This is a genomic window from Kitasatospora sp. NPDC001095, from assembly GCF_053598615.1.
Map to the genome: position 1 here is coordinate 1 of NZ_JBSFKQ010000072.1, position 25,145 is coordinate 25,145.

The following is a 25,145-nucleotide window of genomic DNA, read 5'->3' on the forward strand; positions in this document are numbered from 1 at the left end:
TGGGCCAACCTGAAGATGATCCCGGTCTCGCTGATGCCGCTCGGCCGCGAGATCGTGCCGACCGACCAGGAGTGGGGCGCGCGGTAACCGTCACGGACGTCGACGGCCGGCGGGGGCAGCAAGCCCTCGCCGGCCGTTCGCGTTTCCGGGGTCAGGGGCGGCGGGTGAGGGCCTTGCGCGCCGCGTAGGCGGCGGCGCCGAGGGCGAGGACGGCGGCGCCCCAGAGGACGGAGCCGGCGGGGAGGGCGAACGCGAGGACGAGGCAGCCGGCCGTGCCGAGGACGGGGACGGCGAGCGGGGGCCGGCCCTCCGCGGGGGTGAGGGTCCAGGCGGAGGCGTTGGCGACGGCGTAGTAGGCGAGGACGCCGAAGGAGGAGAAGCCGATCGCGCCGCGGAGGTCGCCGAGCGCGGCGGCGAGGGCCACCACCGCGCCGACGGCCAGCTCGGCGCGGTGCGGGACGCCGAAGCGGGGGTGGACGGCGGCGAGGAGGTGCGGGAGGTGGCGGTCGCGGGCCATCGCCAGGGTGGTGCGGGAGACGCCGAGGATCAGGGCGAGCAGCGAGCCGAGGGCGGCGACCGCCGCACCCGCGCGCACCACCGGGACGAGGGCGGGCGCTCCTGCGGCCCGGACGGCGTCGGCCAGCGGAGCGGTGCTGTGGGCGAGGCGGTCGGGGCCGAGGACGGCCAGGACGGCGAGGGCGACGGCGGCGTAGACGACCAGGGTGATGCCGAGGGCGAGTGGGATCGCCCGGGGGATGGTGCGCCGGGGATCGCGGACCTCCTCGCCGAGGGTGGCGATCCGGGCGTACCCCGCGAAGGCGAAGAACAGCAGGCCGGCGGCCTGGAGCACGCCGTGGAAGCCGGCGTCCGCACCGACGGCCCAATGGCCGGTGTGGGCCGCGCCGCCGGCCAGGCAGGCGGTGACCACGGCGGCGAGCACCGCCAGGACGACGGCCACGATCGCCCGGGTCAGCCAGGCGGCCTTCTGCACGCCGACGTAGTTGACGGCGGTCAGCGCCACCACGGCGGCGACCGCGACGGCGTGGGCCTGGCCGGGCCAGACGTAGGAGCCGACGGTGAGGGCCATCGCGGCGCAGGAGGCGGTCTTGCCGACGACGAAGCCCCAGCCGGCCAGGTAGCCCCAGAAGTCGCCGAGCCGCTCCCGGCCGTAGACGTACGTGCCGCCGGACTGCGGGTAGCGGGCGGCGAGCCGCGCCGAGGAGGTGGCGTTGCAGTACGCCACCACGCCGGCCAGCGCCAGGCCCACCAGGAGCCCGGAGCCCGCTGCCCCGGCGGCGGGCGCCAGCGCGGCGAAGACGCCCGCGCCGATCATCGAGCCCAGCCCGATGACCACGGCGTCGAACACCCCCAGGTGCCGCCGCAGCTCCCCCGGGGCGGCCACCGTCGGCGACGAACTCATGCGCTGTACCTCTCTCGATCCGGCTGTGGTGTCGGCGCACCCTACCGGAGGGAGGGGAACAGGGGGTGCGGGGCCGAGGCGCCGAGGAAGCCCCTGGTCGCGGGGGGAGGGAGGACGCGGGGGTGGAAGGGGCCAGGATGTCGGCGCACCCTGCCGGAGGGAGGGGTACGGCAGTGGTCACCCGCTGAGCCGGGCCTCCAGGGCGCGCAGGTCCGCGGTGAGGGCGGCACGCACCTGGCAGGACATCAGCGGACCGACCAGGAGGGGGCCGCCGCGGACGCGGATGCGGGCGAAGGTGCCGGCATGGGTGGGTTCGAAGGTGTAGGTGACGCGCATGGGCATCGGCCCGCAGACGGAGACCATGTCGAGCACCGTCGGCGGGCGGTGGAGTGCCACGCGCAGCACGTACCGGAAGGACCTGCCGAGGAAGTGCGCGGTCCGGGTGACCTCGGCGCCCACGCCGAAGCCGCCGGTGTCGGCTTCCCGGGTGAGGGCCGCGGTGCGGATGCCCCGGGTCCACTCGGAGTCGTGGCGCCAGTCCATCGCGTAGGCGGCGACGGTGGCCGGCGGGAGGGGGATCAGGCGTTCCACTGTGACGTCGAGGGGCATGATCACACTCTCCCGCCGGGCGGGCCACTGCGCTCCCTGGACCCGCCCGGGGAAAGGGCCGAACGGGTGGATCCGTCGGAGCCCCGTGATCAGATCCCCAGGATCCGCTGGGCCTGCGCCCGCATCTCGACCTTGCGGATCTTCCCGGTGACCGTCATCGGGAACTCCTCGACCACGTGCACGTAGCGCGGGATCTTGAAGTGGGCGAGCCGGCCGGCGCAGTACGCGCGGACGGCCTCGTCGGTGAGCGGTTCGGCGCCCTCCCGCATCCGGATCCAGGCCATCAGCTCCTCGCCGTACTTGGCGTCGGGCACGCCGATGACCTGGACGTCCAGGATGTCCGGGTGGGTGTGGAGGAACTCCTCGATCTCGCGCGGGTAGAGGTTCTCGCCGCCGCGGATCACCATGTCCTTGATCCGGCCGGTGATGGCGAGGTAGCCGTCCTCGTCCATCACCGCGAGGTCCCCGGTGTGCATCCATCGGGCGGCGTCGACGGCCTCGGCGGTGCGTTCGGGCTCGCCCCAGTAGCCGAGCATGACGGAGTAGCCGCGGGTGCACAGCTCGCCGGGTTCGCCGCGCGGGACGGTACGGCCGGTGGCCGGGTCGACCACCTTGACCTCCAGGTGCGGGCCGACCCGGCCCACCGTGGTGACCCGGCGCTCGACCGGGTCGTCGACCCGGGTCTGGGTGGAGACCGGCGAGGTCTCGGTCATGCCGTAGCAGATGGAGACCTGCGCCATGCCCATCCGCCCGATGACCTCCTTCATCACCTCGCTCGGGCAGGGCGAGCCGGCCATGATGCCGGTGCGCAGGCTGGTGAGGTCGTAGCGGCCGAAGTCCGGGTCGGCCAGTTCGGCGATGAACATGGTCGGCACGCCGTACAGCGAGGTGCAGCGCTCGGCGGCGACTGCGGCGAGGGTCGCGCCGGGCTCGAAGGACGGGGCGGGGATGACCATGCAGGCGCCGTGCGAGGTGGCCGCGAGGTTTCCCATCACCATGCCGAAGCAGTGGTAGAAGGGCACCGGGACGCAGATCCGGTCCTGCTCGGTGTAGTCGAGCAACTCGCCCACGAAGTAACCGTTGTTGAGGATGTTGTGGTGCGAGAGTGTCGCACCCTTGGGGAAGCCGGTCGTCCCGGAGGTGTACTGGATGTTGATCGGGTCGTCAGGGGCCAACTCGTCCTGTCGCTCGGCGAGTCGGGCGTGGTCGGCGCGCCTTCCGGCGGCGGTCACGGCGTCCCAGTCCGGACTGCCGATCAGCAGGACGCGCTCCAACTCCGGGCAGCGGGGCCTGACTTCCTCGATCATTCCGGCGTAGTCGGAGGTCTTGAAGCGCTCGACGGCAACCAACAGCCGGATGCCGGCCTGGTTCAGCACGTACTCCAACTCGTGAGCCCGGTAGGCCGGGTTGACCGTCACCAGGATCGCGCCGAGCTTGGCGGTGGCGTACTGGGTGAGCGTCCACTCGGCGCAGTTGGGGGCCCAGATGCCGACCCGGTCCCCCTTGGCGATCCCGAGCTCCAGCAGGCCGAGCGCCAGGGCGTCGACGTCGGCGGCGAGTTCGGCGTACGTCCAGCGGCGGGCGGTGGCCCGGTCGACCAGGGCGTCGCGCTCGGGGAAGGCGCGCACCGCGCGGTCGAGGTTCTCCCCGATGGTGTCACCGAGCAGCGGGACGTCCGCGGTGCCGGAGGCGTAGCTGCGTGGGGTCGGCGTGGTCGGCACGGGCTGGCTCCCGGGGACGGCGGTGCGGGTCAGGGACCATGGTCGCCCGCCCCGACCCCGCGCCACCACCCCCGAACGGGGGTGCGGACACGGCACTGGGGCCGCCCGTCGGCTTCGACGGACGGCCCCAGCGCGCGGGGTCACTTGTTGATACAGATGTTGCCGAAGGCAGGGTTGAGCAGGCCGATGATGTCGATCGAGTTCCCGCAGATGTTGGCCTCCAGGTTGATCGGGACCTGGATCTGGTTGCCGGACAGGACGCCGGGCGAGTTGGCGGCGATGCCGTTGGCGGTGGCGTCGCCGGCGGAGGCGGTCCCGGCACCGGCGAGGACCGTCACCGCGGCGAGGGCGGTGGCGGCGAGGGTGGTACGCATACGCATTGCGTCGCTCCTTGTGAGCATGGCGGTTCGAAGTGTGACGATCACACTCGCTCACGATCACAAGCGATCCACCCCGCCGCACGCCGGATTGACCCGTTCTAGGGCGCGTCGGCCTCCCGCCCCTCCCCCCGCCCCGTCGGCGCCGCGCCCTCGGGGCTGGCCACGCTCAGTGATCCCAGCAGGTCCCGGGCCGGACGCAGCCCCGGCTCGGCCGCCACCGCGCGGTGCAGCAGCCCCAGCGCGAGCCCCTCCTTCCCCGCCGCCAGGGCGGCCAGCGCCCGGTTGTAGTCGATCCGACCGGCGTAACGCAGCCGGAACAGCACCGACAGGTCCTCCCTGCAGGAGGGGCAGCGCAGGGTCTCCCGGTCCGCCGGAACCCTGCACAGCGGGCACGGCACGTCCAGGGCCTCCGGGGCGTCCGGCGCGCCCGGGGCCTCCGGTGCGTCCGCGGCGCTCATCGCGGCCCCGCCTCCTCCGGGCGGACCGGGCCGAGCGGCTCCGGGGCCGACTCGCTGCCCAGCTCCCGCTGCGCCTGCGCGTACAGAGCCAGCAGGTTCGACATGTGGGTGTTGACCTCCGCCATGTTGGGCGCCTCCACGGCCGCGTCCAGGCCGCGCAGCTCGGCCATGATCAGCTGGGCCAGGGCCGGCGAGACCATGTTCTGGGTCACGTACACGTTGCACATGGTGATCATCCGCATGGTGTGCCCGAGCGAGTCGCAGAGCTCGTCCGCCTTCCGGGCCGCGCGCACCGCGCCCTCCCAGTCGGCGGCCTCGCGGCGCAGCCGCAGCTCGGCGGCCACCGAGCGCAGCCGGTCCAGGTCGCTCGGGTCGAGGTGCTTCTCGCAGTAGTGGATGAACAGGCTCAGGTACGCCTCGGAGCCGCGCACCCAGCGCTGGGCCTTGAGCTGCTGCTGGGCCCGCTCCAGCGCCGCGTCCACCGACTGGCCGCGGGTCTGCCCGGCCGCCAGGTCGTCCAGGGTGTCCATCAACCGCTGTGCCTCGCGCCGCTCGGCCTCGGTCAGCTCGCTGCCCCAGCGGTCGGTAAAGGACTCGATCTGCCGCTGCTGCTCCTCGACCTGCACCTTCAGCTCGGGGTCGAGGGTGACCCGCTCCAGCTTGACGGTCTTCTCCGCGCCGCCCTGGATCCGCACCGACAGGGTGATGGTGCGGTCCCGGTCGAGGCCGAAGGAGACCTCGACCGGGGTCCGGCCGCCCAGGCCCTCGGGCAGCCGAAGGGTGAGGTGGCCGATCAGCTCGTTCTGCTGGGCGATCTCGTGCTCGCCCTCGTAGACCGCGATCTCCAATCGCTGGCGCCCGCTGCCGGAGACCACGAACTCCCGGCTGACCGGCGAACTCGTCGGGTAGCCGCTGTTCTTGGGGATGATGACGGCGAGGCGGCCGTCGTTCAGCTCGATGCCGAGGTTCTTCGGGGTGATGTCGAACGGGTTGGTGACCTGCGCCAGTTCGCCGCAGCCCGGGCAGACCTCGCAGCCGGGCGGGTTGACCACCCCGCAGGAGGCGCAGCGCAGGCCGACGTCCTCGGCGGCGGTGGTGGCCACCCTGGTCCGGCCGGGGGCGGCCGAGTTGAGCGGCTCGCCGCACAGTTCGCAGGCGGTGACCCCGGGGGCGGCCGGCGTGCCGCAGCGCGGGCAGTTGCCGCCGTGCACCACGGCGGTGGCCTCGGTCCGCTGCGGGGCCGTCGTGCCTCCCGGGCCGGTTCCGGTGGCCCCCGTGGCTCCGGTGGCTCCGGTGGCGCCCGAACCGTCCAGCGCCTGATCGCACTTGGGGCAGGCGGCGGCGTCGGCGTCGACCGGGATGTGACACGTCGGGCAGGAGACCCGGGCGCCGCCGAGCAGGGTGGTGGCACAGTTGGCGCAGCTGGAGGCGGACAGGTCGCCGGGGGCCCGGCACTCGGGGCACTCCACCTCGCCGACCAGCGCGGACTGCACGGCCGCGCCGAGCGCCACGCACTGCATCGGGTTGACGCCGCGCCTGATCCGGCGCGGGCCGAAGACCTCGCCGAGCCGGCGGGCGACCAGCGGGATCGCGGTCGAACCGCCGACCAGCACCACCTCGTCGATGTCCCCGACGGTCAGGTTGGCCTGCATGATGGCCTTGTGGGTCAGCTCGATGGTCCGCTCGATCCGGCCCTCGATCAGCTCCTCGAACCGGGCCCGCTCGAACTCCGTCTCCAGCACCAGCTGCCCGGCACCCAGGCCAGGCAGGATGACCTCGGAGGACTCCTGGTTGGAGAGCTCGATCTTGATGGTCTCGGCGGTGGCGGCGATCTTCGGGCGGTCGCGCAGGTCGGGCTGGTACTCCGCGCCGTACTCCTCGCGTATGTCCTCCAGCAGCGCGGTGGTGATCCCGCGGTCGAAGTCGTCGCCGCCGAGCAGGTTGTCGCCCTCGATGCCGAGCACCGAGACCGAGCCTGGCACCAGCAGCAGGATGGAGATGTCGAAGGTGCCGCCACCGAGGTCGTAGACCAGGACGGTCTTCCCCTCGTCGCCCGCCTCGGAGGTGATGCCGTACGCGAGGGCGGCGGCCGTCGGCTCGTTGATGATCCGCAGCACGTGCAGGCCGGCCATCCGGCCCGCCTCCTGGGTGGCCGCGACCTGCCGCTCGCCGAAGTACGCCGGGACGGTGATGACGGCCCGGTGGAAGGGCTCGCCGAAGCGCTGCTCGGCGTCCTCCTTGAGGCGGTGCAGGATGATCGCGGAGATCTCGATCGGGGTGTACGAGCGGCCGTTGAACCAGACGTTGACGTCCCCGTCGGTGCCCGCGGTGACCTTGTAGTCCACCTCCTTCAGGGCCGCCTGGACCTGCGGGTCCTTGAACTTGCGGCCCATGAAGCGCTTGACCGAGCGGATCACGTTGGCGCCGTCGATGGCGATCCGGCTGCGCGCGGTGGAGCCGACCAGCAGCTCGCCCTTGCGGCCGCTGCCGACCACGGAGGGCGTGGCCTCCTGGTTCTGGCGGTTGAAGATGATCTCCGGCTCGCCCCGGCGCAGATGGGCGACCACGGAGTTGGTGGTACCCAGGTCGATCCCGAGTGTGCGGTACATGTCGTTCCCCTCTTGCCCCTCGTGGTCCTGGTCCTGGCTAGTTCTTGCGCTTGGCCTGTTGGGCCTGTTGGGCCACGGCCTTGGCCCGGCGGCGGGCCCGGGGCGGGGCTGCCTTGGGCTGGACGCGGATGACCGGCGCGGTGGCGACGGTGGCGGTCGCCTCAGGTGTCTCCGGTGCCTCGGGCGTCTCCAAGACCTCGGGCGCGACGGCTTCGGTGGCCTTGGACGGCTCCAGCGCCTCGGGCTCGGCGGCTTCACTGGCCCCGGACGGCTCCAGCGCCCTGTCGGGCTCCGGGTCCGGCTCCGGCGCGGCGACCACCACCTGGGCCCGGCGCAGCACCTCGTCCTCCCAGAAGAACCCGGTCACCACCGTCCGCACCACCGTCTCCGGCGCCACCCCGGGTCGGGCCTCGGTGCCCACGATCTCGGTCAGGTCCGGGTCGGCCGTCATGCCCTCCAACCGCATCGGCCGCACCTTGGCCTTGGCCAGCTGCCCGAGCAGCCGCCTCCGGGTGGCCTCCAGGCCGGCGCCGCGCCCGAGCGCCACCAGTTCGCGGTCCAGGCCGAGGGCGGCGAGCGCGTCGTCCACCTCGACCAGGATGCCCAGGAGTTCGCGCTGCTCGGCCCGAGCCGCCTGCTTCTGCTCCGCCAGCTTGCTCCCCAGCAGCGAGGCCCGGAAGAGCAGCCGGCCGAACGCCGCCTCCAGGTCGACCTCCTCGACGCCGGGCGGGATCTCCAACGGCCGCTGGCCGCCGAGCAGTTCGGCGGTCGACGCGCCGGCGGTCAGGTCAGTGGGTGCGTCGGTCATTCGGGTACCTCGATCTGCGGCAGCACGGACAGGTCCGCCGCGTAGCGGGCGGGGACGGGCGGTTCGGGGTCGGCGCCGCCGGGGGCGGGCTCGGTGAAGTCGGCGGCCAGCTCGGCCCGGTGGAGGGCGGGCAGGGTGGCGACGGGCGGCAGCGGCTCGCGCTCGATCACCAGCAGCGGTTCGGCGAGCGCGGGGGCGAGGAGTTCGGCAGCCTGGTCCACCGGTTCCGGCGGGAGCGGCTGTTGGAGGTCCGCCTCCAGGCGCCGGTCCGGGTTGCGCAGCAACGCGGCGGCCTCCTGGATCTGTTGGCGGCTGTAGCGGCCGGCCCGCATCGCCGGTCCGACGGCGAGGTTGATCTCGCGCACGCCGGCCGTGAGCGGGATGCCCAGGACCTCGTACGGCGACGGCTCGTGCAGTGGCATGGCGGGCGGTCCCTCTCCTCACAGTGGCCGGGTGGGTGGCTGGGGTGCCGGTCCGGGTGTCGGTACGGTCGGCGGTCCGGGTGGCGGTCCGGCTGCGGCGTACGGTCTGGGACGCCTTCCAACTGCCGTACGGTTTCCGTCAGTAGAGCGAGTTGATCCGCATCTGCATGGCTCGCAGCTCGAGGTCGTCCGGATTGTGCTCGACGGCCTTGCGGGCCAGGTCGCGGGCCTCGCGCAGCTGCCGGGCGTTGGCCCGCTGGACGGCGAACGAGCCGTAGACGATGCCGAGTTCGCGGTGCAGCTTGTCGGTGTCCTCCGGGGTGCGGGACAGGCCGAGGGCCTCCTCCAGCAGCCGGATGGCCTCGAGGTAGCGGCGGGCCTCGTAGTGGCCGATGGCCTCGCCGCGCCAGAGGCTGACCATCAGCCGGCGGATGTCCGGCGAGTCGTCGTAGGACTTGGCCTTCTGCAGCATCGCGGCCTGGGCGGTGAACGGCTGGTCCTGCATGGCGTCCACCACGTGGTTGGCGAGCATCACCGAAACCCGGCGCGGGGCCTCGTGCTCGACCCCGCCCTCCCAGTCCGGGTCGGCACGCAGTGCCTCGGCCATCCGCTCGACGGCGCGCCGGCGGTCGTCGGCGAAGGCGGCCGAGCGGGAGAGCTGGCGCAGTACGAAGGCGAGGCCGATCCGGTGGTCCGGGTCGGGGTTGAGCTCGATCAGCGCCCGCCAGGCGTCGGCGGCCTCCTCCAGTTCCGCGTCGGTGGCGTCGGGACGGCTGAGCTGGCCGGCCCGGTTGCCGAGGGCGGCCTCCAGGAAGTGCCGGGCGGTCGGGTCGCCGGGGACCAGGTCCAGGCTCTTCTCCAGCAGGGCGAGGGCGCGGGGGTAGTCCTGGTCCTCATTGTTGATCTTGCGTGCCCACTGGGCGTAGGTGGCGCCGAGGTCGCCCCGCACCTCGGGGTCGTCGGGGGCCAACGCCAATGCTCTCTCCAGGAGTTCGGCGGCTCCGGCCTGGTCGTCCAGGCTGTTCTTGAGCAGCGCGCGGGCGGCCCGGACGCCGGACTCGGCGGCGATCGCGGCGGCGTCGGCGGGCAGCCGGGCGCCGGGGACGGACCGCGCGCGGGTGAGGCTGTCCAGCGCCTGGCGCCAGTCCTGGTTGCGGTGGTGCTCGCGGGCCTGGCTGACCAGGGACTCGCCGAGCAGCGCCTGCCAGTCCTCGCCGCGCCGCTGTTCGGGCACCGCGTCCAGGGCGGCGACGGCGGCGGCCTGCCTCCCCTGGAGCTGCAGGTAGCGCTGTGCGCCGAGCTCCCCGAACAGGCCGAGGGCGCGGGTGGGCGCGGGCGCGTCGGGGCCGGCGGGCCGCTGCCAGGGCCGGACGGCCCGCTCGAACGCCTCGTCCCAGCCTACGAGTTCGGGATCGGCGCGGAGCAGCCGCTCCAGGACGGGGCCGAGCGCGAGGCGGCGGTCCGGGCGGCCGGGCAGGGCGATCCGGACGTCCTCCTGGGCGAGGGCGTCCGCACAGTACGCCTCCATGCCGAGGCGCAGCGTCCAGGCGGTGACCTCGTCGCCGCCGCGCCCGGCGGCCCGGTCCAGGGCGCGCAGGTCCTCACGGAGGCGGTCGAGCAGGCCGGTGCGGGCGGCGGCGAGCCGCTGGGGTTCGGCGGTGCGGCCGGTGGTCCGGGCGGACTCGGCCCACAGCTCGGGCTGGTGGAGGGCGGCGACCAGGCAGCCGAGCGTCCAGGCCCAGAGCTCCTCGTCCGGCTCCTGGTCGGGGGTGCCGGCGGCGAGCCGGTAGCCGGCCAGCCCGAGCGCGTGCAGCAGCCGGGGGTGGGCCGGATCCCCGCGCAGCAGCTCCCGGTAGGCCTCCCAGGCCTCCCGGTGGCGGCCGTCGAGGGCGGCCTGGTGCGCCTCGTGCTCGGCGAGCAGGACGAGCGCGCCCGCCGCCTGCGGGTGTTCGGGGGCGAGCCGGAGCGCCTGGCGCAGGTCGATGGCGGCCGCACCCGGCCGGTCGGCCGCGAGGGCGGCGCCGGCCCGGCGGACCAGCACGGCCGCGCGGGCCGTCGTGGCGTCCTCGGGCAGGTCTGCCAGGGCTTCGTCCGGTCGGCCGAGTTCGGCGCGCAGCAGGGCGAGGTCGAGCCGGACGGGTGCGGCGGCCGTGCCGTCGCCGAGCGCCTCTGCCCAGCGGGCGAGCACGGGTTCGGCCTGTTCGGGGGTGCCGGCCCGGCGGGCGCAGTCGAGGACGGCGCGCAGGACGGGGGCGGTGCAGCGCACGCAGCGGGGCGAGGCGGCACCGCGCGGGGTGTGCTGGTGGTCGGTGCAGGCCTCGCGGCCGCAGCCGCCGCAGGTGTCGGCGGCGGGGCGGTCGCAGAGCGCGCAGTCGCCGGTCGGCGCCCGGCCGGCCGCTGTGCCCGAGGCCAGGAAGTGCCGGTACCAGTCCAGTGCGGCGGCCCAGTTGCCGGCCCGTTCGGCGAGCAGGGCGCGCAGCCGGGCGATCGCCGGGTCGCCGGCCGGGTCGGGCGGGCCGAGCAGGGCGATCGTCCGGGCCGGGCGGCCCGCCAGCAGGGCGACGGCAGCCAGGTGGTAGCGGTCGCGCAGGCCGCTGCCGGCGTCGAGCAGCGCGGTGACCGGCTCCGGGGTGCCCTCGGCCAGGGCGAGCGCGGCGCGCAGCCGGGCCTGGCGGTGGGTGAGGGCGCCGGGCAGGGAGTCGGCGAGGGCGAGCGCGGCTGCGGCGCGGCGGCGCGGTTCGGCCCGGTCGCGGCCGGTGACCAGCAGGTGGGCGGCCTCGCGCAGGGCGGCTTCGCGCAGCGCGGCCCGGTAGCCGGGGGCGGCGGGGTGCTCGGCGGCGGCCTGCTGCCAGAGTTCGCGGGCGGCCGTCGGGTCGGTGGCGAGCCGGGTGCGGGCGAGCCGGTCGCGGGCCAGGGCGCGGCGGGGGTGCAGGTCCTCGTCGTCGAGTTGTTCCCAGCGGGCGAGGGCGCCGGCCTGGTCGTCGGTGCGGGCGAGGGCGAGGCCGTGGTGGAAGGCGGCGATGGCGCTCCAGCGGCTGCCCGGTTCGGTGTCGGCCTCGGCGCGCAGGATCGGCTCGGCCGGTCCGGCCTGACCGGCGGCGAGCAGGGCGGCGCCGAGCCGGACCCGGGCCGGGCGCCAGTCGGGGGCCGTGCCGAGGCCGGCCCGGTAGTCGGCGGCGGCCTCGGCGGGGCGGTCGGCCCGCTCGTGCACCAGGGCGAGGCCGAACCGGGCGGGGGCGAAGTCCGGTCGGAGGGTCAGGGCCGCGGTGAACTCCTCCCGGGCCTGCTCGTCGGCGCCGAGCAGCAGGGCGAGCCGGCCGAGGGCGTAGCGGGGGCGGGGGTCGGTCGGGCTCTCCACGGCGGCGGCCGCGAGGTCGCCCCAGGCCCGCTGGGTGTTGCCGGCCCGCTGCCTGGCGAGGCCGCGGAAGAGCAGTGCGTCGGTGCGCAGGGCCTGGCCGCGCCCCCACGGGGAGGTCTCGCCGGGGCCGAAGTGCAGCGCCTCGTCGAAGGCGGCGACGGCGGGCCCGTCCTGGTGCCGGGCGTACAGCTGTACGCCCCAGCGGAACCAGAGTTCGCCGCTGCCGCCGGGGGCCGCTTCGGCGACCAGGCCCTCGGCCTCGACGGCCCGGCCGGTGGCGGTCAGCAGGGCGGCGCGGGCGAGCACCGGCCAGTCCCGGCCCGGCAGGGCGGCGAGGGCGCGGGCGGTGGCGTCCTCCCGCTGCTCGACGGCGCCCTCCCGGCAGCGGCGCTGCAGCCAGTCCAGGGCGTGGGCGGCGGCCTCGGCCTCCTCGCCGGGCTCGGCGCCGGCGGCGGTGGCCTGGAGGAAGGCGAGCAGCGGGCCGAGGTCGCCGTCGGGGGCCCGCATCCGTTCCTCGGCGAGGCTGCGCAGACTCCACCGGGGCAGCTGGCGGGCCGGGTCGGCGAGCAGCGGGTAGGCCTCGCGGTGCAGGGCGAGGGTGGCCTGCTGGTCGCCGGTGGGGATGGTGGCCTCGGCCTGGCCGAGCAGGGCGAGGCCGCGCTGCGGGCGCAACTCCTCGGGTGCGTCGGCGAGTCGGCGGGCCAGCCGGGCGTAGCGGCGGCGGGCCTGGGCGGCCCGGCCGGCGGCGAGCCGTTCGGCGGCCGCGGCCAGGGCCTTCGCCACCGCCGCGGCGTCCGTGGCCCGTCGGCGCCGGGCCAGGACGACGCTGGCGGCACCGGCCAGTGCCACCACGACCAGCAGCACCGCTAACAGCGCCATGCACCGTCCCCCTGGTTCGAGTACCGTCCACCGGGATGATCAACTTTCCTGGGGTGGCCGTGATTTGACGTCGTGTCGCGATGTTGCCCGAGTGCCATCAGAATAGGCCCTCGATCGGACGGACGAACAGGAAGGAGCACTATCCTGGGCATCACATCACCAGGGGGACGAGAGCACAGCAACAGCTCAACAGCAGCGCGCCAACAGCGCGTCCACAGCGGTCAGTAGCGTCGGGGGTCGGGTGTCGCAGTCGCGTTGGGTGCCCGGGCTCCGGTTCGGGCCGGAGTTCGACCCGGAGCAGTACGAGCTGCTGGAGTTCCACCACCGGGGCGGCGAGGCCGAGGTGTGGCGGGCGGTTCGCACCGGCCACAACGGGCGCAAGGAACTGGTCGCCGCGAAGATCATGCTGGAGCGCGACCCGACCGAGGTGCGGCGCTGGCTCGGCCGTTGGGACGACGTCTCGCACAACGCGCACCGGCTGGGCGTCACCGACCTGGTGGTGCCCCAGCTTCCTGCTCGGCCCCTCCCCGCACCGGCCCGGCAGCCCACCCGGCGCCGCGCTGCTGGGCTACCAGATCTCGCCCTGGGTCGAGGGCGTGCCGCTGCACACCTGGGCGCGCGGCCGGCACGGCGGCCTTTCGGCGGTCGCCGAGGTGCTGGCCCGGCTCTGCCGGATCGTCGACGAGCTGCACCGCAAGCGCTGGGTGCACCGCGACATCTCCCCCGCCAACGTCCTGGTGGACGGCCAGGGGCAGGTCAAGCTGATCGACCTGACCTTCCTCGCCCCGCTGGACCACGCCCTGACCGTCGCGGTGTTCACCCCCGGGCACGTCCCGCCGGAGGCCGAGCAGGTCGGCGGCTTCCCGACCACCGCCAAGGACCTGTTCGCGGTCGGCACCCTCGCCCGAACCCTGCTGTTGCCCGACCACGGCCGCCTCGATCACCGGCTGGCCGCCGAGCAGGCCCGCGCCGAGCTCCTCGCGGCCGGCTACGGCGAGGAATTGGCGCGCTGGGCCTGCGAACCGCTGGCCCGCGACCCGGACCGCCGCCCCTCCCCGCTCGGCCCGTGGGCCGCCCGGGGCCGTGAACTGCTGCGCGCCCACCGGCCGGTGGCCCGCACCGCGGGCCTGGCCGTGCTGCCCGACCCGGACGGGCGGCCGCTGGTGGTCACCGGCGGCGCCGACGGCACCGCGCTGGCCGGCCCCGGCGCCCTCGGCCGACGGCTTCCGGCGGGGCAGGGGCCGTCCACCGTACGGGAGCTGGCGGCCGGCTGGGCCGGGCAGCCGGGCGAGCTGGTGGTCTGCACGGAGGACCGCGGCGGCACCCTGTGGGTCGGTACGGCGGCGGGCTGGTGGGAGGCGGCGCGCGGGGTCAACGGGTTGGCGGGCGGGGCCGGTTCGGGCGGGTGGGGTGGTCCGGGTGGCTCGGGCGGCTCGTTCGGCTCCGGCGGTTCGTTCGGGTCGGGCGGCTCGGCCGGAGAGATGACGGTCTGGACGGCGGCCGGCGGCGCACTGCGCTCCTACCGCTGGGCACCCGGCCGCACCCTCACCGGCCAGGAACACCCCGGCTGCCCGGCCGACCGGGTGCTCGCCGCCACCGAGGAGCGGCCCGGCGCCTGGCTGCTGCTGGTCGAGCACCGCGAGCGGGTGCTGAGCTGGCGGCCCGGCACCGCGCAGCCGCCCGTCCCGGTGGGCCCGGCCGGCCCGCTGCGCGCCGGAGCGCTGGCCCGCACCTCCGCCGGACCGCAGGCCGCCACGCTGCGGCCGGACGGCTCGGTCCAGCTGCACACCCTCGGCAGGGCCGGGGCGGGAACGGAGATCGGCGACGGTGAGCCCTCGCTCGGGATCGCCATGGTGGGCCACCGCGGCGGCCCGACCGTCGCGCTGGCCGGCGCGGGCGGCGTACGGCTGCGGCTGCCGGTCGGCGGCGCCTCACGCCGACCGCGCTGGTGGCGGCCCACACTGCGCCCGGCGACCGGGGTCGCGCTGGCCATGGGCGAGGACTGGCGGCTGTGCCTGGCGGCGGTGGTGGAGGGCGAGTTGCAGGTGTGGCAGGAGGACGCGGCGTACCGCTGGCAGGCGGTGGATCTGCCGGAAGAGCGTTAGCCCTCCGCGGGTCGGTGCTGTGCCGGTCGGTCCTCTCCCTGGTCGGCGCCTTCCAGGTCAGTCCTTCTCCGGGCAGCCGTGGAGCAGTTCGGCGAAGGCCGCGCCGGCGGCGTCGCGCGGGAGGATCCGCTGTGCCCGGACGCCGTCCGGCGTGCTGATCACGTAGTGCTCGGCGAGGTACGACAAGTCGTCCCAGGGCTCCCAGCCGTGGGCGCGGAGCAGGGTCCGCCCGCAGCGGGTGCAGCCGATCCACGGCACCAGCACCAGGTCGGCCAGCTCCGGCTCGCTCCAGCCCGTCAGCACCTCGGCCTCGTCGCGCTCGCCGTCCAGCAGCCGCACCGGGGCGGGCGCGCCGTCGCCCGGGCAGCGCAGGAGGCCCGGGGTGAGCCGCTCGCGCACTCCCCACTCCTCGGCGAGCACGGAGATCTGCGCACGGTCCGTGCCGCTGATCGGTATCTGGCGGGCCAGCAGGCCCTCGACCAGCCGACCGAGCCCGCTCTCCTGCTCCCCGATCGCCCGGCAGTCCTTGACCTCCCGGGCGATGTCGTCCGGCAGGAGATCGGCGATCCGGCTCCAGCGCGCGGTGTCTTCGTCCATGGGTCGGACTCTAGCTCCCAGCGGATCGGCGCCGGTCGGCAAGGGGTCCCTGGCGGAGGGTCCTCGTACGGGCGCCGTCGGCGGCGGGGCCGGAGCAGCGCCGAGGCCCCGGAACCCAAGCGGCGGGGTTCCGGGGCCTCGGCCCGGTGATGGAGGGTGGCTCGGAGGTTCGGTCCCGTTGAGCACCGACGGACCGACGGACCGACGGATCAGCGGAAGCGGCGCAGCCGCAGGCTGTTGCCGACCACGAAGACCGAGGAGAAGGCCATCGCGGCCCCCGCGATCATCGGGTTGAGCAGTCCGGCCGCGGCCAGCGGCAGGGCGGCGACGTTGTAGCCGAAGGCCCAGAACAGGTTGCTCTTGATGGTGCCCAGGGTCTTGCGGGAGAGCCGGATGGCGTCCGCCGCGGCCAGCAGGTCGCCGCGGACCAGGGTGAGGTCGCCGGCCTCGATGGCGGCGTCGGTGCCGGTGCCCATCGCCAGGCCCAGGTCGGCCTGGGCGAGCGCGGCCGCGTCGTTGACGCCGTCGCCGACCATCGCCACGACCCTGCCCTCGGCCTGCAGCCGCTTGACGGTGGCGACCTTGTCCTGCGGCATGACCTCGGCGATCACGTGCTCCGGCGCGATGCCGACCTCGGCCGCCACGGCCGCGGCGACCGCCCGGTTGTCGCCGGTGAGCAGCACCGGCGTCAGGCCGAGTGCGCGCAGCCTGCCGACGGCCTCGGCGCTGGTCGGCTTGACCGCGTCGGCGACCTCCAGCACGGCCCGCGCCTCGCCGTCCCAGCCGACCGCGATCGCGGTGCGGCCGGCCGCCTCGGCGGTGCGCTTGGCCTCGGCCAGCGCCTCGGGCAGCTGCTGCGACCACTCGCTGAGCAGGGCCTCCCGGCCGGCCACCACGGCGTGGCCGTCCACCACGCCCTGGACGCCCAGGCCCGGGACGTTCTCGAAGCCCTCGACGGCGGGCAGCTCTCCGGCCTTGGCGGCGGCGTTGGCGATCGCCCGGGCGATCGGGTGCTCGGAGGCGTGCTCCAGGGCTCCGGCCAGGCGCAGCGCCTCGGCCTGGTCCACGCCCTCGGCGGTGTGCACCGCGAGCAGGGTCATCTGGCCGGTGGTGACGGTGCCGGTCTTGTCCAGGACGATGGTGTCGACCTTGCGGGTGGACTCCAGAACCTCCGGGCCCTTGATCAGGACGCCGAGCTGGGCGCCGCGGCCGGTGCCGACCAGCAGCGCGGTCGGGGTGGCCAGGCCCAGGGCGCACGGGCAGGCGATGATCAGCACGGCGACGGCGGCCGTGAAGGCGGCGGTCCAGCCCTCGCCGGTGCCCAGCCAGTAGCCGAGGGTGACCACCGCGAGGGTGATCACGATCGGCACGAAGACCGCGGAGATCCGGTCCGCGAGGCGCTGGGCCGCGGCCTTGCCGTTCTGCGCGTCCTCGACCAGCTTGGCCATCCGGGACAGCTGGGTGTCCGCGCCGACCCGGGTGGCCTCGACCACCAGCCGGCCGCCCGCGTTGACGGTGGCGCCGGTGACGCCGTCCCCGACCCCGACCTCGACCGGGACGGACTCGCCGGTCAGCATCGAGGCGTCCACCGCCGAGGCGCCCTCGACCACCGTGCCGTCGGTGGCGATCTTCTCGCCGGGGCGGACCACGAAGCGGTCGCCCACGGCGAGGTCCGCGATCGGGATGCGCACCTCGGCTCCGCCGCGCAGCACCGTCACGTCCTTGGCGCCGAGTTCCAGCAGGGCCTTGAGCGCCGCCCCGGCGGTGCGCTTGGAGCGCGCCTCGAAGTAGCGGCCGGCCAGGATGAAGGCGGTGACGCCGGCCGCCGCCTCCAGGTAGATGTTGGAGGAGCCGTCGGTGCGGGCGATGGTGAACTCGAAGCCGTGCCGCATGCCCGGCATCCCGGCGTCGCCGAAGAACAGCGCCCACAGCGACCAGAGGAACGCGGCGAGGGTGCCGAGCGAGACCAGGGTGTCCATCGTCGCGGCGCCGTGCCGGGCGTTGGTGAACGCGGCCCGGTGGAACGGCCAGGCGGCGTAGGTGACGACCGGCGCGGCGAGGGTCAGCGAGAGCCACTGCCAGTTGTCGAACTGGAGGGCCGGCACCATCGCCATCGCGATCACCGGCACCGCGAGCGCCACCGCGGTGAACAGCCGCTGGCGCAGCGGGGCCAGTTCGTCGGCGGGTTCGGCCTGCCCGGTGCCGCCCGTGCCCTCGGCGGCCGGGGGCTTGGGCAGCGCGGCGGTGTAGCCGGTGGCCTCGACGGTGGCGATCAGGTCGGCGACCTCGACTCCGCCCTCGAAGGAGACCTTCGCCTTCTCGGTGGCGTAGTTGACGCTGGCGGTGACCCCGTCCATCCGGTTGAGCTTCTTCTCGATGCGGGCCGCGCAGGAGGCGCACGTCATTCCGCCGATCGAGAGTTCCACCTCCGCGGAGGCGGGTGCCTGCGTAGTCATCGTCGCTCCTCGTGACGTCGTCGTGCGGTACGTTCGGCGGCCGGGCCGTCATACCCGGTCGGGGTATCGGGCGGTGCCGGGTTCCTTTATACCCCCGAGGGGTATCAGCCACAAGCCTTCGAGATACCCCTGGCAGGTATTTTTCGACCCCCAGATCCGGGTTGACCTGGTACCCCTATGGGGTATTCACTTCGAGCCGAAGGGCGCGCCCCGCCGAGATCGCCGAGGCCTCGCAGGCCGTCGCCCGGTCGTGCGGGCCTGGGCCCGCCCCACCACTCCGTACGTCCGTCCGAGCCGCACGTCCCGTCCGATCCGCACGTCCTTCCGAGGGGAACCCCGCCATGAACACCGCCCTGCGCATCACCGCCTTCACGGGCGGACTCGCCGCCGCCTTCGGCCTCGCCCTCGGGGTCGGCCACGCCACCGGCAGCGGCCCCGCACCCAAGCCCGCCGCAGCACACGCGGGGCACGGGGGGCACGAGGAGAAGGCGGACAGCGGCGGCACCGAGCACCTGCCCGGCGGGCTGCAGATCTCCGAACGCGGCTACACGCTCAGCGTCGACAACCCCTTCGTGACCGCCGGCTCCCCCACCGACCTGCGCTTCCGCATCCTCGGCACGGACGGCAAGCCCGTCACCGCCTACCAGCCACAGCACGAGAAGGAGCTGCACCTGATCGTCGCCCCGCGCGACCTGTCCACCTTCCAGCACCTGCACCCGACGCTGACCGCCGACGGCACCTGGAGCGCCCCCACCGCCGTCCCCGCCGCCGGCGAGTACCGGGTCTTCGCGGACTTCACCCCCGCCGGCCAGAACGAGGGCCTCACCCTCGGCGCCGACCTGCACGCCGCGGGCGACCTGCACCCCGCCCCGCTGCCGGAGACCGGCCGGACCGTCACCGTCGACGGCTACACCGTCACCCTGGGCGGCGACCTCACCCCCGGGCGCAGCGGCCGGCTCACCCTCGGCGTCAGCAAGGACGGCAAGCCCGTCACCGACCTCCAGCCCTACCTCGGCGCGTACGGCCACCTCGTCGCCCTGCGCGCCGGCGACCTCGCCTACCTCCACGTCCACCCGGACACCAGTGCCCCGGGCCCGGAGATCGACTTCACCACCACCGCCCCCAGCACCGGCGGCTACCGGCTCTTCCTGGACTTCAAGCACCAGGACACCGTCCACACGGCGGCCTTCACCCTGACCACCGCCACCGCCGCCACAGCCACCGAGCACGCCGAGGAGGCGGGCGCTCACCAGCACTGACCGCCCCGCCACACAGAGATGTGCCGGGCGATCCCACCACGGATCGCCCGGCAGTCAGGGGTTCCCACGTGTGCAGGGCCCCGGCATGCGCAGCACCCTGACCGGCCTCGCCCGCCGCCTCTACGGCGACGAGTGCGGCCCCAACCGCCGCCCAGGAGCTCGCCGGGTCGGCGCCGCGCCGGCGGCGACGCGCCGACCGAGCCCCGCCGGTGAGACCGAGAGCCGGGTGCGACCCCTGAACCTTGCCGTCACACTTGAGGCTGTCGACGGAGCGGGAACAGCGCCTCTCCGTCGCGCAAGGCCTGCGCCGGGGCGTCCCGGCGCGATCCGTACACGGCAATGAGGTGAAGGCGATGCCCCTTCAGGGCGAGTACGAGCCCAGTCCGACGCAGTGGGTGCGCGAACAGGTCGAGCTGTACGAGAGTTCGGGCGGCACCCAGGGCACGACGCTCCGGGAGACGGGCCTGCCGGTCGTCATCGTCACGATGCGCGGCGCGCAGAGCGGCAAGCTCCGCAAGATTCCGCTGATGCGCGTGGAACACGAGGGGCGGTACGCGGCGGTGGCCTCGAAGGGCGGCTTCCCGCAGAACCCGTCCTGGTACTCCAACCTCAAGGCCGACCCGCGGGTGGAGCTCCAGGACGGCCCCGACCGCCGGGCCATGACGGCGCGTGAGCTCACCGGGGACGAGAGGGCCCAGTGGTGGCAGCGCGCGGTCGCCGCGTATCCGCCGTACGCCGAGTACCAGGAGAAGACCCAGCGCGTGATCCCGGTCTTCGTGCTCGAACCCAGTTAGCGGAACGTGCCGGGCGGCCCGTGCGGGCTCGCCCGGCACCTCCGCTCGTCCGTAGCGTCCAGCGTGAGAAGTCGGCCTGCCCGACTTCTCACGCGGTCAGCTCACGCGGTCAGCGGCGCCCCGGACAGCCGGGCCCGGCGGCGCTCCGGGTCGGGCCGGCTGCAGCGGCGACCGCGACGGCGGTGGCCAGGCAGGCGAGCAGGCAGCGGGTGACGGGGTGGCGTACGGCGCGCAGCAGGGCGGGCGTGGCTTCGCGGGGCGTCATCGGGGGATCCGTTCACCTGAACCCGTCCGCCCCGCCGCCGGCCCCCTCCCGCCCGGCGGCTACCGTGACCGGCATGCCCACCGCCCCGCACCGCCGCCTGCTCGCCGCCCGCGCCACCAGCCCCTCGTACCCCGAGGTGGGCGCCACCCGGAACGGGGGCGGGAGACTGCCGGACGGCTACGCCCACCTGCGGCGGCGGGTCCACCTCGGGCACGGGCGGGAGGTGCTGGAGCGGGCCGGGAGGTACGTGCTCGCCTGGGGCAGCCAGCTGGGCACCGGCTTCGCGGTGTTCCCGGCCGGCCCCGCCCGGCAAGGCGAAACGGTACTGCTGCGGCTGAACCTGCCGGGGATCCGGTGGCCGCGGCTGGTGATCCCGTGCCGGGTGGTGTGGACGGTGGACGAGCCGGACCGGATCGGATACGGGTACGGAACCCTCCCGGGGCACCCGGAGTGCGGCGAGGAGGCGTTCCTGGTGTCGATGGACGCCGCCGGCGAGGTGTGGTTCGAGGTCACCGCGTTCTCCCGGCTGTCCGCCTGGTACGCCCGGCTGGGCCGCCCGGTGGCCCTGCTCTGCCAGCACCTGGCGATCGAGCGCTACCTCGCCGCGGTGGCCGCGCACGTCCGCTGAGTCCGCCGCTCGGGCGGCGTCAGCCGCGCCGCTCGGGCGTCGGCCGCGCCGCTCGGGCATCAGCCGAGGAAGGACAGCCGGACGGTCCGGCGCGGGTTGTCCCCGTTGGTGTCGACCAGCACCACCGACTGCCAGATGCCGAGCGCCAGTTGGCCGCCGAGCACCGGCAGGGTGGCGTGCGGGGCGACCAGCCCGGGCACCACGTGGTCCCGGCCGTGCCCCGGGCTGCCGTGCCGGTGGCGCCAGCGGTCGTCGGCCGGGAGCAGGTCGCGCAGGACGGCGAGGAAGTCGTCGTCACTGCCGGATCCGGTCTCCAGCACCGCGATCCCCGCGGTGGCGTGCGGGACGAAGATGTTGAGCAGGCCGTCGCGCCCGACGGCCCTTTCGTCGAGGAACGCGACGCAGCGGTCGGTGATGTCGAGCGCGACCTCGCGGGCGCCGGTGGTGATCTCGAAGGTGCTGCTCTGGAAGGTGGTCGTCGGGTACGGGCCGGGCTGGGGGGAGTGGTTGTTGTCCGCCATGGCGCCATCCTGTCCCAGGCCGGCGGGCCGGGCGTACTCCCTCGCCGTCTCGCCGTGCCGGAGGGGCGAACTCGCGTAGGGTGAAAGGTTCAGACCACAGCACCCCGGGCGCCGGGGGTACCCACCCGGGCACGGCCAGGGCACGCCCCGGGCACACCGAAGACCCGGCGGACCGGATGGTCCACCGGGTCGGTTGCCGACCGGGCGGCGGGGAGGGACCCGTACCGCCGGCCGGACCAGGCTCTAGCCGCGCCCACCGAAGAGGCTCCGACGCAGCCGACGCAGCGGCGTCAGCAGCGAGATCCTGGTGTGGCGACGGCGGATCGTCGGGACCTCGGCGCCGCGCGGCGTGAGTTCCCTTATCAGCCCGAGCGCCTCGGCGGTGTCCACCGCCGGGAGTGCGGGCGCGCCGAGCACGGCCAGGTGTCGGTCGATCCGGCGGCCGGTCGTGCCGACACCGCACTGGATCGCCGGCACGCGGGGCCGAGTCCGCACTTGCATGTGTTCCATCAGTTTTCCCACCCCTACGAGGCGCCAGGGCCGTGAGGCGAAGACTATCCGTGACGGACGGCCTTCGCGCAACCGTCCTCGGTGTTGTGCCACCGTACCGTGCGGCGTCAACTGACGAAGCACCAGGGGCCGCCCGGCCGGTCACGACTAGGCATCAATGATGGTGCACGACCAGCCGCCCGTCACCAGGGACGGCCGATCCGGCTGCGGCGACGCCGCGCACGGCGCCCGCCCGGCGCCGCGCCTCGGCCCGCTCCTCGACCCGTGCCTCCACCCGCGCCTCCGTAATAGGGGACGGCCGCCACATCGACAAAGTGATCACCGAGGCGCCCGCCGAGCGGCCCGGGCCCGCCCGGCGAGCGTCATCGGCCCCTGACCACGACTTCAGGAAGTGAACACATTCGGGGGATTGACTCCCGTCAAACCTCCAAGCAGTATTCTGATGCACGCGCCAGTGCCCGCACCGCACTCAAGCGCGTGTTCGAGTGGTGAAGAACTCGGGCTCCCCGCGAGCCACTGCCCGGCCGCCTCGACGCTGCGGCGGCCAGGCTCGCGCGGTGCCCGGACCGGCGGTCGGCCGTAGAGGGTCGGCCGGACCGCCACCTGACTGCCGGTGCCGCCCCGCACGGGGCCCGGCACCGGCGGTTCCGGGTCCACCACGAACGCCCGCCCCCGGACACCCGCCCACGGGCCCGCCACAGCCGCTGGTCCCCACCGCGCCCGCACCGACCTCCAGGCCCCCACGGCGCCCGGCCGGCCGTCCGCGCAGGTCGCACCCGGTGGATCGGTACACTCGGCCAGCGTGTCCCTCCTCCTCAGCATCGTGCTCCCGGTCCACGGCGTGGAGCGGTACCTCCCGCGCTGCCTCGACTCGATCCTCGGCGACACCCCCGCCGCCGAGACCCGTTTCGAGGTGATCGCGGTCGACGACCTCTCCCCCGACGGCTCCGGCGCGATCCTGGACGCCTACGCGGCCCGCGACAGCCGCCTGCGGGTCCTGCACCTCACCGAGAACCAGGGCCTCGGCGGCGCCCGCACCGCCGCCCTGCCGCAGGCCCGTGGCGAGTACGTCTGGTTCGTGGACAGCGACGACTGGGTGCCCGAGGGGACCGTCGGCGCCCTCCTGGACGAGCTGACGCAGGAGAGCCGCCGGGACACCCCCGCCGACGTGCTGATCACCGACTTCACCCACGTCTACCCGGACGGCGGGACCGAGCCCAACCCCTGGCGCCACGTGCTGATCGGCTCCCCGCTGGTCGAGGGCTGCACCCTGGCCGAGCACCCGGCGCTGTTCCAGACCGTGATGTCGGTGTGGAACAAGCTGTTCCGCCGCGCGTTCCTGGACGGCCTCGGCGTCTCCTTCGGCCGCGGCTACTACGAGGACATCTCGGCCACCTACCCGGCGCTGCTGGCCGCCGAGCGGCTGCGCTACCTCGACCGCCCCTGCTACTTCTACCGGCGCGGCCGGGACGGCGCGATCACCGCCACCGCCTCCCCCAAGCACGCCGACGTGTTCGCCCAGTACGACGCGATCTTCGCCTTCCTGGACCGCCCGGACCGCCCCGGCCGACCCGTCCCGGACTCGCTGCGCACCCTGGTCTTCGACCGGACCGTCCGCCAGGCGCTGAACGTCTACGACACCCCCGGGCTGGTCCCCACCGACCTGCGCAGGGACTTCTTCCAGCGGATCGCCCGGCACTTCGACCGCCACCGCCCGGCCGACTACCGCTTCCCCGGCGGGGTGCGCGGCGTGCAGTACCGACTGGCCGCCCGCGGCGCCCGGATCGCGTACGCCGAACTGCGCCGCACCGGCCGGCTGCCGCGCGAACTCAAGCGCGGGGCGAGGGCGGTGGCGCCCGCGGTGAAGAAGGGGATGCGCAGCAGCGCCCGGTTCACCGCGTACAACGCGTTCCGCCGGCTGCCGCTGGACGAGAACCTCGCGGTCTACGCCGCGTACTGGCACCGGGGTTACGCGTGCAGCCCGGCGGCGATCTACGAGAAGGCGAAGGAACTCGCGCCGCGGATCCGGGGCGTGTGGGTGGTGGAGAACCGCGCCCAGGCCGCCACGCTGCCGCCCGGGGTGCCGTACGTGATCGTCAACACCCCCGCCTACCTCAAGGCGATGGCGACCGCCAAGTACTTCGTCAACAACGTCAACTTCCCCCGCACCATGACGAAGCGGCGGGGCACGGTGCACGTCCAGACCCAGCACGGCACCCCGCTCAAGGCCATGGGCATGGACCTGCGCGACCACCCGGCGGCGGCCGAGGGAATGGACTTCGAGGCGCTCCAGGAGGCCGTCGACCGCTGGGACTTCCTGGTCTCCCCCAACCCGCACACCAGCGAGCACTTCGCCCGCGCCTTCCCCGGCCGGTACGAGATGCTGGACACCGGCTACCCGCGCAACGACCGGCTGGCGAACGCCACTTCGGACGAGGTCCGGGCGATGCGCGAGCTGCTCGGACTGCGGCCCGGCACCCGGGCGGTGCTGTACGCGCCGACCCACCGCGGCAGCAAGGGCGGCTACGTGCCGCTGCTGGACGTGGCGGAGCTGGCCCGGCGGCTGGGCCCGGACTTCACGCTGCTGGTGCGCACCCACTACTTCCACACCGGTGGTCCGGGCGACCTGGCGGAGGCCGGGGCGGAGTCGGCGCGGATCGTGGACGTCTCGGCGCACCCCACCGTCGAGGACCTCTACCTCGCGGCGGACGTGCTGGTGACGGACTACTCGTCGATGATGTTCGACTACGCGGTGCTGGACCGGCCGGTGGTGATCTTCGCCCCGGACTGGGAGGAGTACCAGCGGGAGCGCGGCGTCTACTTCGACCTGTTCGCGGAGCCGCCGGGCGCGGTCACGGTGGACGCGGACGGGCTGGCGCGGGCGCTGCTGGCGGGCGACCCGGAGCCGGCCGCGCGGGCGCGGTTCCGGGAGAAGTTCTGCGTCTGGGACGACGGCGGGGCAGCGGAGCGGGTGGTGCGCCGGGTGTTCCCGGTGGAGAAGTAGCGGTTCGCGGCGGAGGGGCAGTGGTTCGCGGCGGAGGGGGCTCTAGGCCCGCGCGAGGACGGGCCTCCGGACGGGGCCGGTGCCGCCGGTACGGCGACCGGCCCCGTCGGCGCGGGCTCAGCGCCGGCGGGCGGCCAGGAACTCCTCGAAGGTCAGGACGCCGTCGTGGTTGGTGTCCATGCTGTGGATCAGCGCCTCGGCCATCGAGAGGGTGACGTCGTGGTCGCCCATCTCATTGGCGGCCAGGGCGTACTCGGCCGCCGTGATCTTGCCGTCGCCGTCCTTGTCGAAGCGGTCGAAAAAGGCCTTGATCGCCTCGGTGGTCTCCATCGTGCCCTCCTG

Annotated in this window: 20 protein-coding genes and 1 pseudogene; 6 read left to right on the forward strand and 15 right to left on the reverse strand. The window is 74.7% G+C overall.

The genetic code is table 11. The features are described 5' to 3' along the window. Positions 1-87: pseudogene (locus ACWDBB_RS33945) on the forward strand (YccF domain-containing protein); the annotation flags it as partial. A gap of 64 nt (positions 88-151) precedes the next feature. On the opposite strand, the gene ACWDBB_RS33950 reads toward ACWDBB_RS33945, so the two are convergent. The 9 genes from ACWDBB_RS33950 to ACWDBB_RS33990 form a co-directional block, all read right to left on the reverse strand. Continuing rightward, entirely contained in the window at positions 152-1,420 is a 1,269-nt protein-coding gene (locus ACWDBB_RS33950) for an APC family permease (protein WP_449793258.1), read from the reverse strand. A gap of 177 nt (positions 1,421-1,597) precedes the next feature. After that, positions 1,598-2,029, reverse strand: a complete 432-nt coding sequence (locus tag ACWDBB_RS33955; RefSeq protein WP_449793259.1) for an SRPBCC family protein — start codon at positions 2,027-2,029, stop codon at positions 1,598-1,600. An 89-nt stretch (positions 2,030-2,118) separates the two neighbouring features. After that, positions 2,119-3,750: an AMP-binding protein gene (locus ACWDBB_RS33960; RefSeq protein ID WP_449793260.1), complete on the reverse strand. Its 1,632-nt coding sequence runs from the start codon at positions 3,748-3,750 to the stop codon at positions 2,119-2,121. 140 nt (positions 3,751-3,890) lie between these two features. Then, positions 3,891-4,130 carry a chaplin gene (locus ACWDBB_RS33965; RefSeq protein WP_449793261.1) on the reverse strand — a complete coding sequence of 80 codons (240 nt, stop codon included), beginning with the start codon at positions 4,128-4,130 and terminating at the stop codon, positions 3,891-3,893. Between the two features lie 98 nt (positions 4,131-4,228). Further along, the gene (locus ACWDBB_RS33970) at positions 4,229-4,588 is read right to left on the reverse strand and encodes a hypothetical protein (RefSeq protein WP_449793262.1); all 360 of its coding nucleotides are present in this window, start codon (positions 4,586-4,588) and stop codon (positions 4,229-4,231) included. Then, positions 4,585-7,197 carry an Hsp70 family protein gene (locus ACWDBB_RS33975; protein ID WP_449793263.1) on the reverse strand — a complete coding sequence of 871 codons (2,613 nt, stop codon included), beginning with the start codon at positions 7,195-7,197 and terminating at the stop codon, positions 4,585-4,587. Before ACWDBB_RS33975 ends, ACWDBB_RS33970 begins: the two co-directional genes overlap by 4 nt. 37 nt (positions 7,198-7,234) lie before the next feature. Further along, on the reverse strand, positions 7,235-8,005 hold the full coding sequence (grpE, locus tag ACWDBB_RS33980; protein WP_449793264.1) for a nucleotide exchange factor GrpE: 771 nt from the start codon (positions 8,003-8,005) through the stop codon (positions 7,235-7,237). After that, positions 8,002-8,427: a hypothetical protein gene (locus ACWDBB_RS33985; RefSeq protein WP_449793265.1), complete on the reverse strand. Its 426-nt coding sequence runs from the start codon at positions 8,425-8,427 to the stop codon at positions 8,002-8,004. The genes grpE and ACWDBB_RS33985 overlap by 4 nt, the downstream gene beginning before the upstream one ends. Before the next feature lie 139 nt (positions 8,428-8,566). Further along, on the reverse strand, positions 8,567-12,664 hold the full coding sequence (locus ACWDBB_RS33990) for a hypothetical protein (protein ID WP_449793266.1): 4,098 nt from the start codon (positions 12,662-12,664) through the stop codon (positions 8,567-8,569). A gap of 596 nt (positions 12,665-13,260) precedes the next feature. Between ACWDBB_RS33990 and ACWDBB_RS33995 the strand changes: the two genes are divergently transcribed. After that, complete coding sequence (locus ACWDBB_RS33995) at positions 13,261-14,769, forward strand: protein kinase domain-containing protein (RefSeq protein ID WP_449793267.1); 1,509 nt, start codon at positions 13,261-13,263, stop codon at positions 14,767-14,769. A gap of 57 nt (positions 14,770-14,826) precedes the next feature. Here ACWDBB_RS33995 and ACWDBB_RS34000 read toward each other — a convergent pair whose 3' ends face one another. Next, a complete protein-coding gene (locus ACWDBB_RS34000; RefSeq protein WP_449793268.1) occupies positions 14,827-15,366 on the reverse strand; it encodes a hypothetical protein in 540 nt (179 codons plus the stop codon). 209 nt (positions 15,367-15,575) lie between these two features. After that, complete coding sequence (locus tag ACWDBB_RS34005; protein WP_449793269.1) at positions 15,576-17,822, reverse strand: heavy metal translocating P-type ATPase; 2,247 nt, start codon at positions 17,820-17,822, stop codon at positions 15,576-15,578. 341 nt (positions 17,823-18,163) lie between these two features. Between ACWDBB_RS34005 and ACWDBB_RS34010 the strand changes: the two genes are divergently transcribed. Then, positions 18,164-19,081, forward strand: a complete 918-nt coding sequence (locus tag ACWDBB_RS34010) for a hypothetical protein (RefSeq protein ID WP_449793270.1) — start codon at positions 18,164-18,166, stop codon at positions 19,079-19,081. A gap of 353 nt (positions 19,082-19,434) precedes the next feature. Continuing rightward, positions 19,435-19,875, forward strand: coding sequence for a nitroreductase family deazaflavin-dependent oxidoreductase (locus tag ACWDBB_RS34015; RefSeq protein ID WP_449793271.1), 441 nt, complete (start codon positions 19,435-19,437; stop codon positions 19,873-19,875). Between the two features lie 109 nt (positions 19,876-19,984). Here ACWDBB_RS34015 and ACWDBB_RS34020 read toward each other — a convergent pair whose 3' ends face one another. Next, positions 19,985-20,140: a hypothetical protein gene (locus ACWDBB_RS34020; protein WP_449793272.1), complete on the reverse strand. Its 156-nt coding sequence runs from the start codon at positions 20,138-20,140 to the stop codon at positions 19,985-19,987. A 73-nt stretch (positions 20,141-20,213) separates the two neighbouring features. On the opposite strand from ACWDBB_RS34020, the gene ACWDBB_RS34025 reads away from it, so the two are divergent. Further along, a complete protein-coding gene (locus ACWDBB_RS34025) occupies positions 20,214-20,768 on the forward strand; it encodes a DUF1990 family protein (RefSeq protein ID WP_449793273.1) in 555 nt (184 codons plus the stop codon). A gap of 59 nt (positions 20,769-20,827) precedes the next feature. On the opposite strand, the gene ACWDBB_RS34030 is transcribed toward ACWDBB_RS34025, so the two are convergent. Then, a complete protein-coding gene (locus tag ACWDBB_RS34030; RefSeq protein WP_449793274.1) occupies positions 20,828-21,289 on the reverse strand; it encodes a YjbQ family protein in 462 nt (153 codons plus the stop codon). A gap of 243 nt (positions 21,290-21,532) precedes the next feature. Next, a complete protein-coding gene (locus tag ACWDBB_RS34035) occupies positions 21,533-21,799 on the reverse strand; it encodes a hypothetical protein (RefSeq protein WP_449793275.1) in 267 nt (88 codons plus the stop codon). A gap of 802 nt (positions 21,800-22,601) precedes the next feature. Between ACWDBB_RS34035 and ACWDBB_RS34040 the strand changes: the two genes are divergently transcribed. Beyond that, on the forward strand, positions 22,602-24,803 hold the full coding sequence (locus ACWDBB_RS34040; RefSeq protein WP_449793276.1) for a bifunctional glycosyltransferase/CDP-glycerol:glycerophosphate glycerophosphotransferase: 2,202 nt from the start codon (positions 22,602-22,604) through the stop codon (positions 24,801-24,803). A gap of 117 nt (positions 24,804-24,920) precedes the next feature. On the opposite strand, the gene ACWDBB_RS34045 is transcribed toward ACWDBB_RS34040, so the two are convergent. Next, the gene (locus ACWDBB_RS34045) at positions 24,921-25,133 is read right to left on the reverse strand and encodes an EF-hand domain-containing protein (protein WP_392871794.1); all 213 of its coding nucleotides are present in this window, start codon (positions 25,131-25,133) and stop codon (positions 24,921-24,923) included. Between the last annotated feature and the right edge of the window lie 12 nt (positions 25,134-25,145).

Bases quoted from the DNA above. Each gene is read 5' to 3' on its own strand.
- ACWDBB_RS33950 (WP_449793258.1), bottom strand. From the start codon at position 1,420: ATGAGTTCGTCGCCGACGGTGGCCGCCCCGGGGGAGCTGCGGCGGCAC.
- ACWDBB_RS33955 (WP_449793259.1), bottom strand. From the start codon at position 2,029: ATGCCCCTCGACGTCACAGTGGAACGCCTGATCCCCCTCCCGCCGGCC.
- ACWDBB_RS33965 (WP_449793261.1), bottom strand. From the start codon at position 4,130: ATGCGTATGCGTACCACCCTCGCCGCCACCGCCCTCGCCGCGGTGACG.
- ACWDBB_RS33970 (WP_449793262.1), bottom strand. From the start codon at position 4,588: ATGAGCGCCGCGGACGCACCGGAGGCCCCGGGCGCGCCGGACGCCCCG.
- ACWDBB_RS33975 (WP_449793263.1), bottom strand. From the start codon at position 7,197: ATGTACCGCACACTCGGGATCGACCTGGGTACCACCAACTCCGTGGTC.
- grpE (WP_449793264.1), bottom strand. From the start codon at position 8,005: ATGACCGACGCACCCACTGACCTGACCGCCGGCGCGTCGACCGCCGAA.
- ACWDBB_RS33985 (WP_449793265.1), bottom strand. From the start codon at position 8,427: ATGCCACTGCACGAGCCGTCGCCGTACGAGGTCCTGGGCATCCCGCTC.
- ACWDBB_RS33990 (WP_449793266.1), bottom strand. From the start codon at position 12,664: ATGGCGCTGTTAGCGGTGCTGCTGGTCGTGGTGGCACTGGCCGGTGCC.
- ACWDBB_RS34000 (WP_449793268.1), bottom strand. From the start codon at position 15,366: ATGGACGAAGACACCGCGCGCTGGAGCCGGATCGCCGATCTCCTGCCG.
- ACWDBB_RS34005 (WP_449793269.1), bottom strand. From the start codon at position 17,822: ATGACTACGCAGGCACCCGCCTCCGCGGAGGTGGAACTCTCGATCGGC.
- ACWDBB_RS34010 (WP_449793270.1), top strand. From the start codon at position 18,164: ATGAACACCGCCCTGCGCATCACCGCCTTCACGGGCGGACTCGCCGCC.
- ACWDBB_RS34015 (WP_449793271.1), top strand. From the start codon at position 19,435: ATGCCCCTTCAGGGCGAGTACGAGCCCAGTCCGACGCAGTGGGTGCGC.
- ACWDBB_RS34020 (WP_449793272.1), bottom strand. From the start codon at position 20,140: ATGACGCCCCGCGAAGCCACGCCCGCCCTGCTGCGCGCCGTACGCCAC.
- ACWDBB_RS34025 (WP_449793273.1), top strand. From the start codon at position 20,214: ATGCCCACCGCCCCGCACCGCCGCCTGCTCGCCGCCCGCGCCACCAGC.
- ACWDBB_RS34030 (WP_449793274.1), bottom strand. From the start codon at position 21,289: ATGGCGGACAACAACCACTCCCCCCAGCCCGGCCCGTACCCGACGACC.
- ACWDBB_RS34035 (WP_449793275.1), bottom strand. From the start codon at position 21,799: ATGGAACACATGCAAGTGCGGACTCGGCCCCGCGTGCCGGCGATCCAG.
- ACWDBB_RS34045 (WP_392871794.1), bottom strand. From the start codon at position 25,133: ATGGAGACCACCGAGGCGATCAAGGCCTTTTTCGACCGCTTCGACAAG.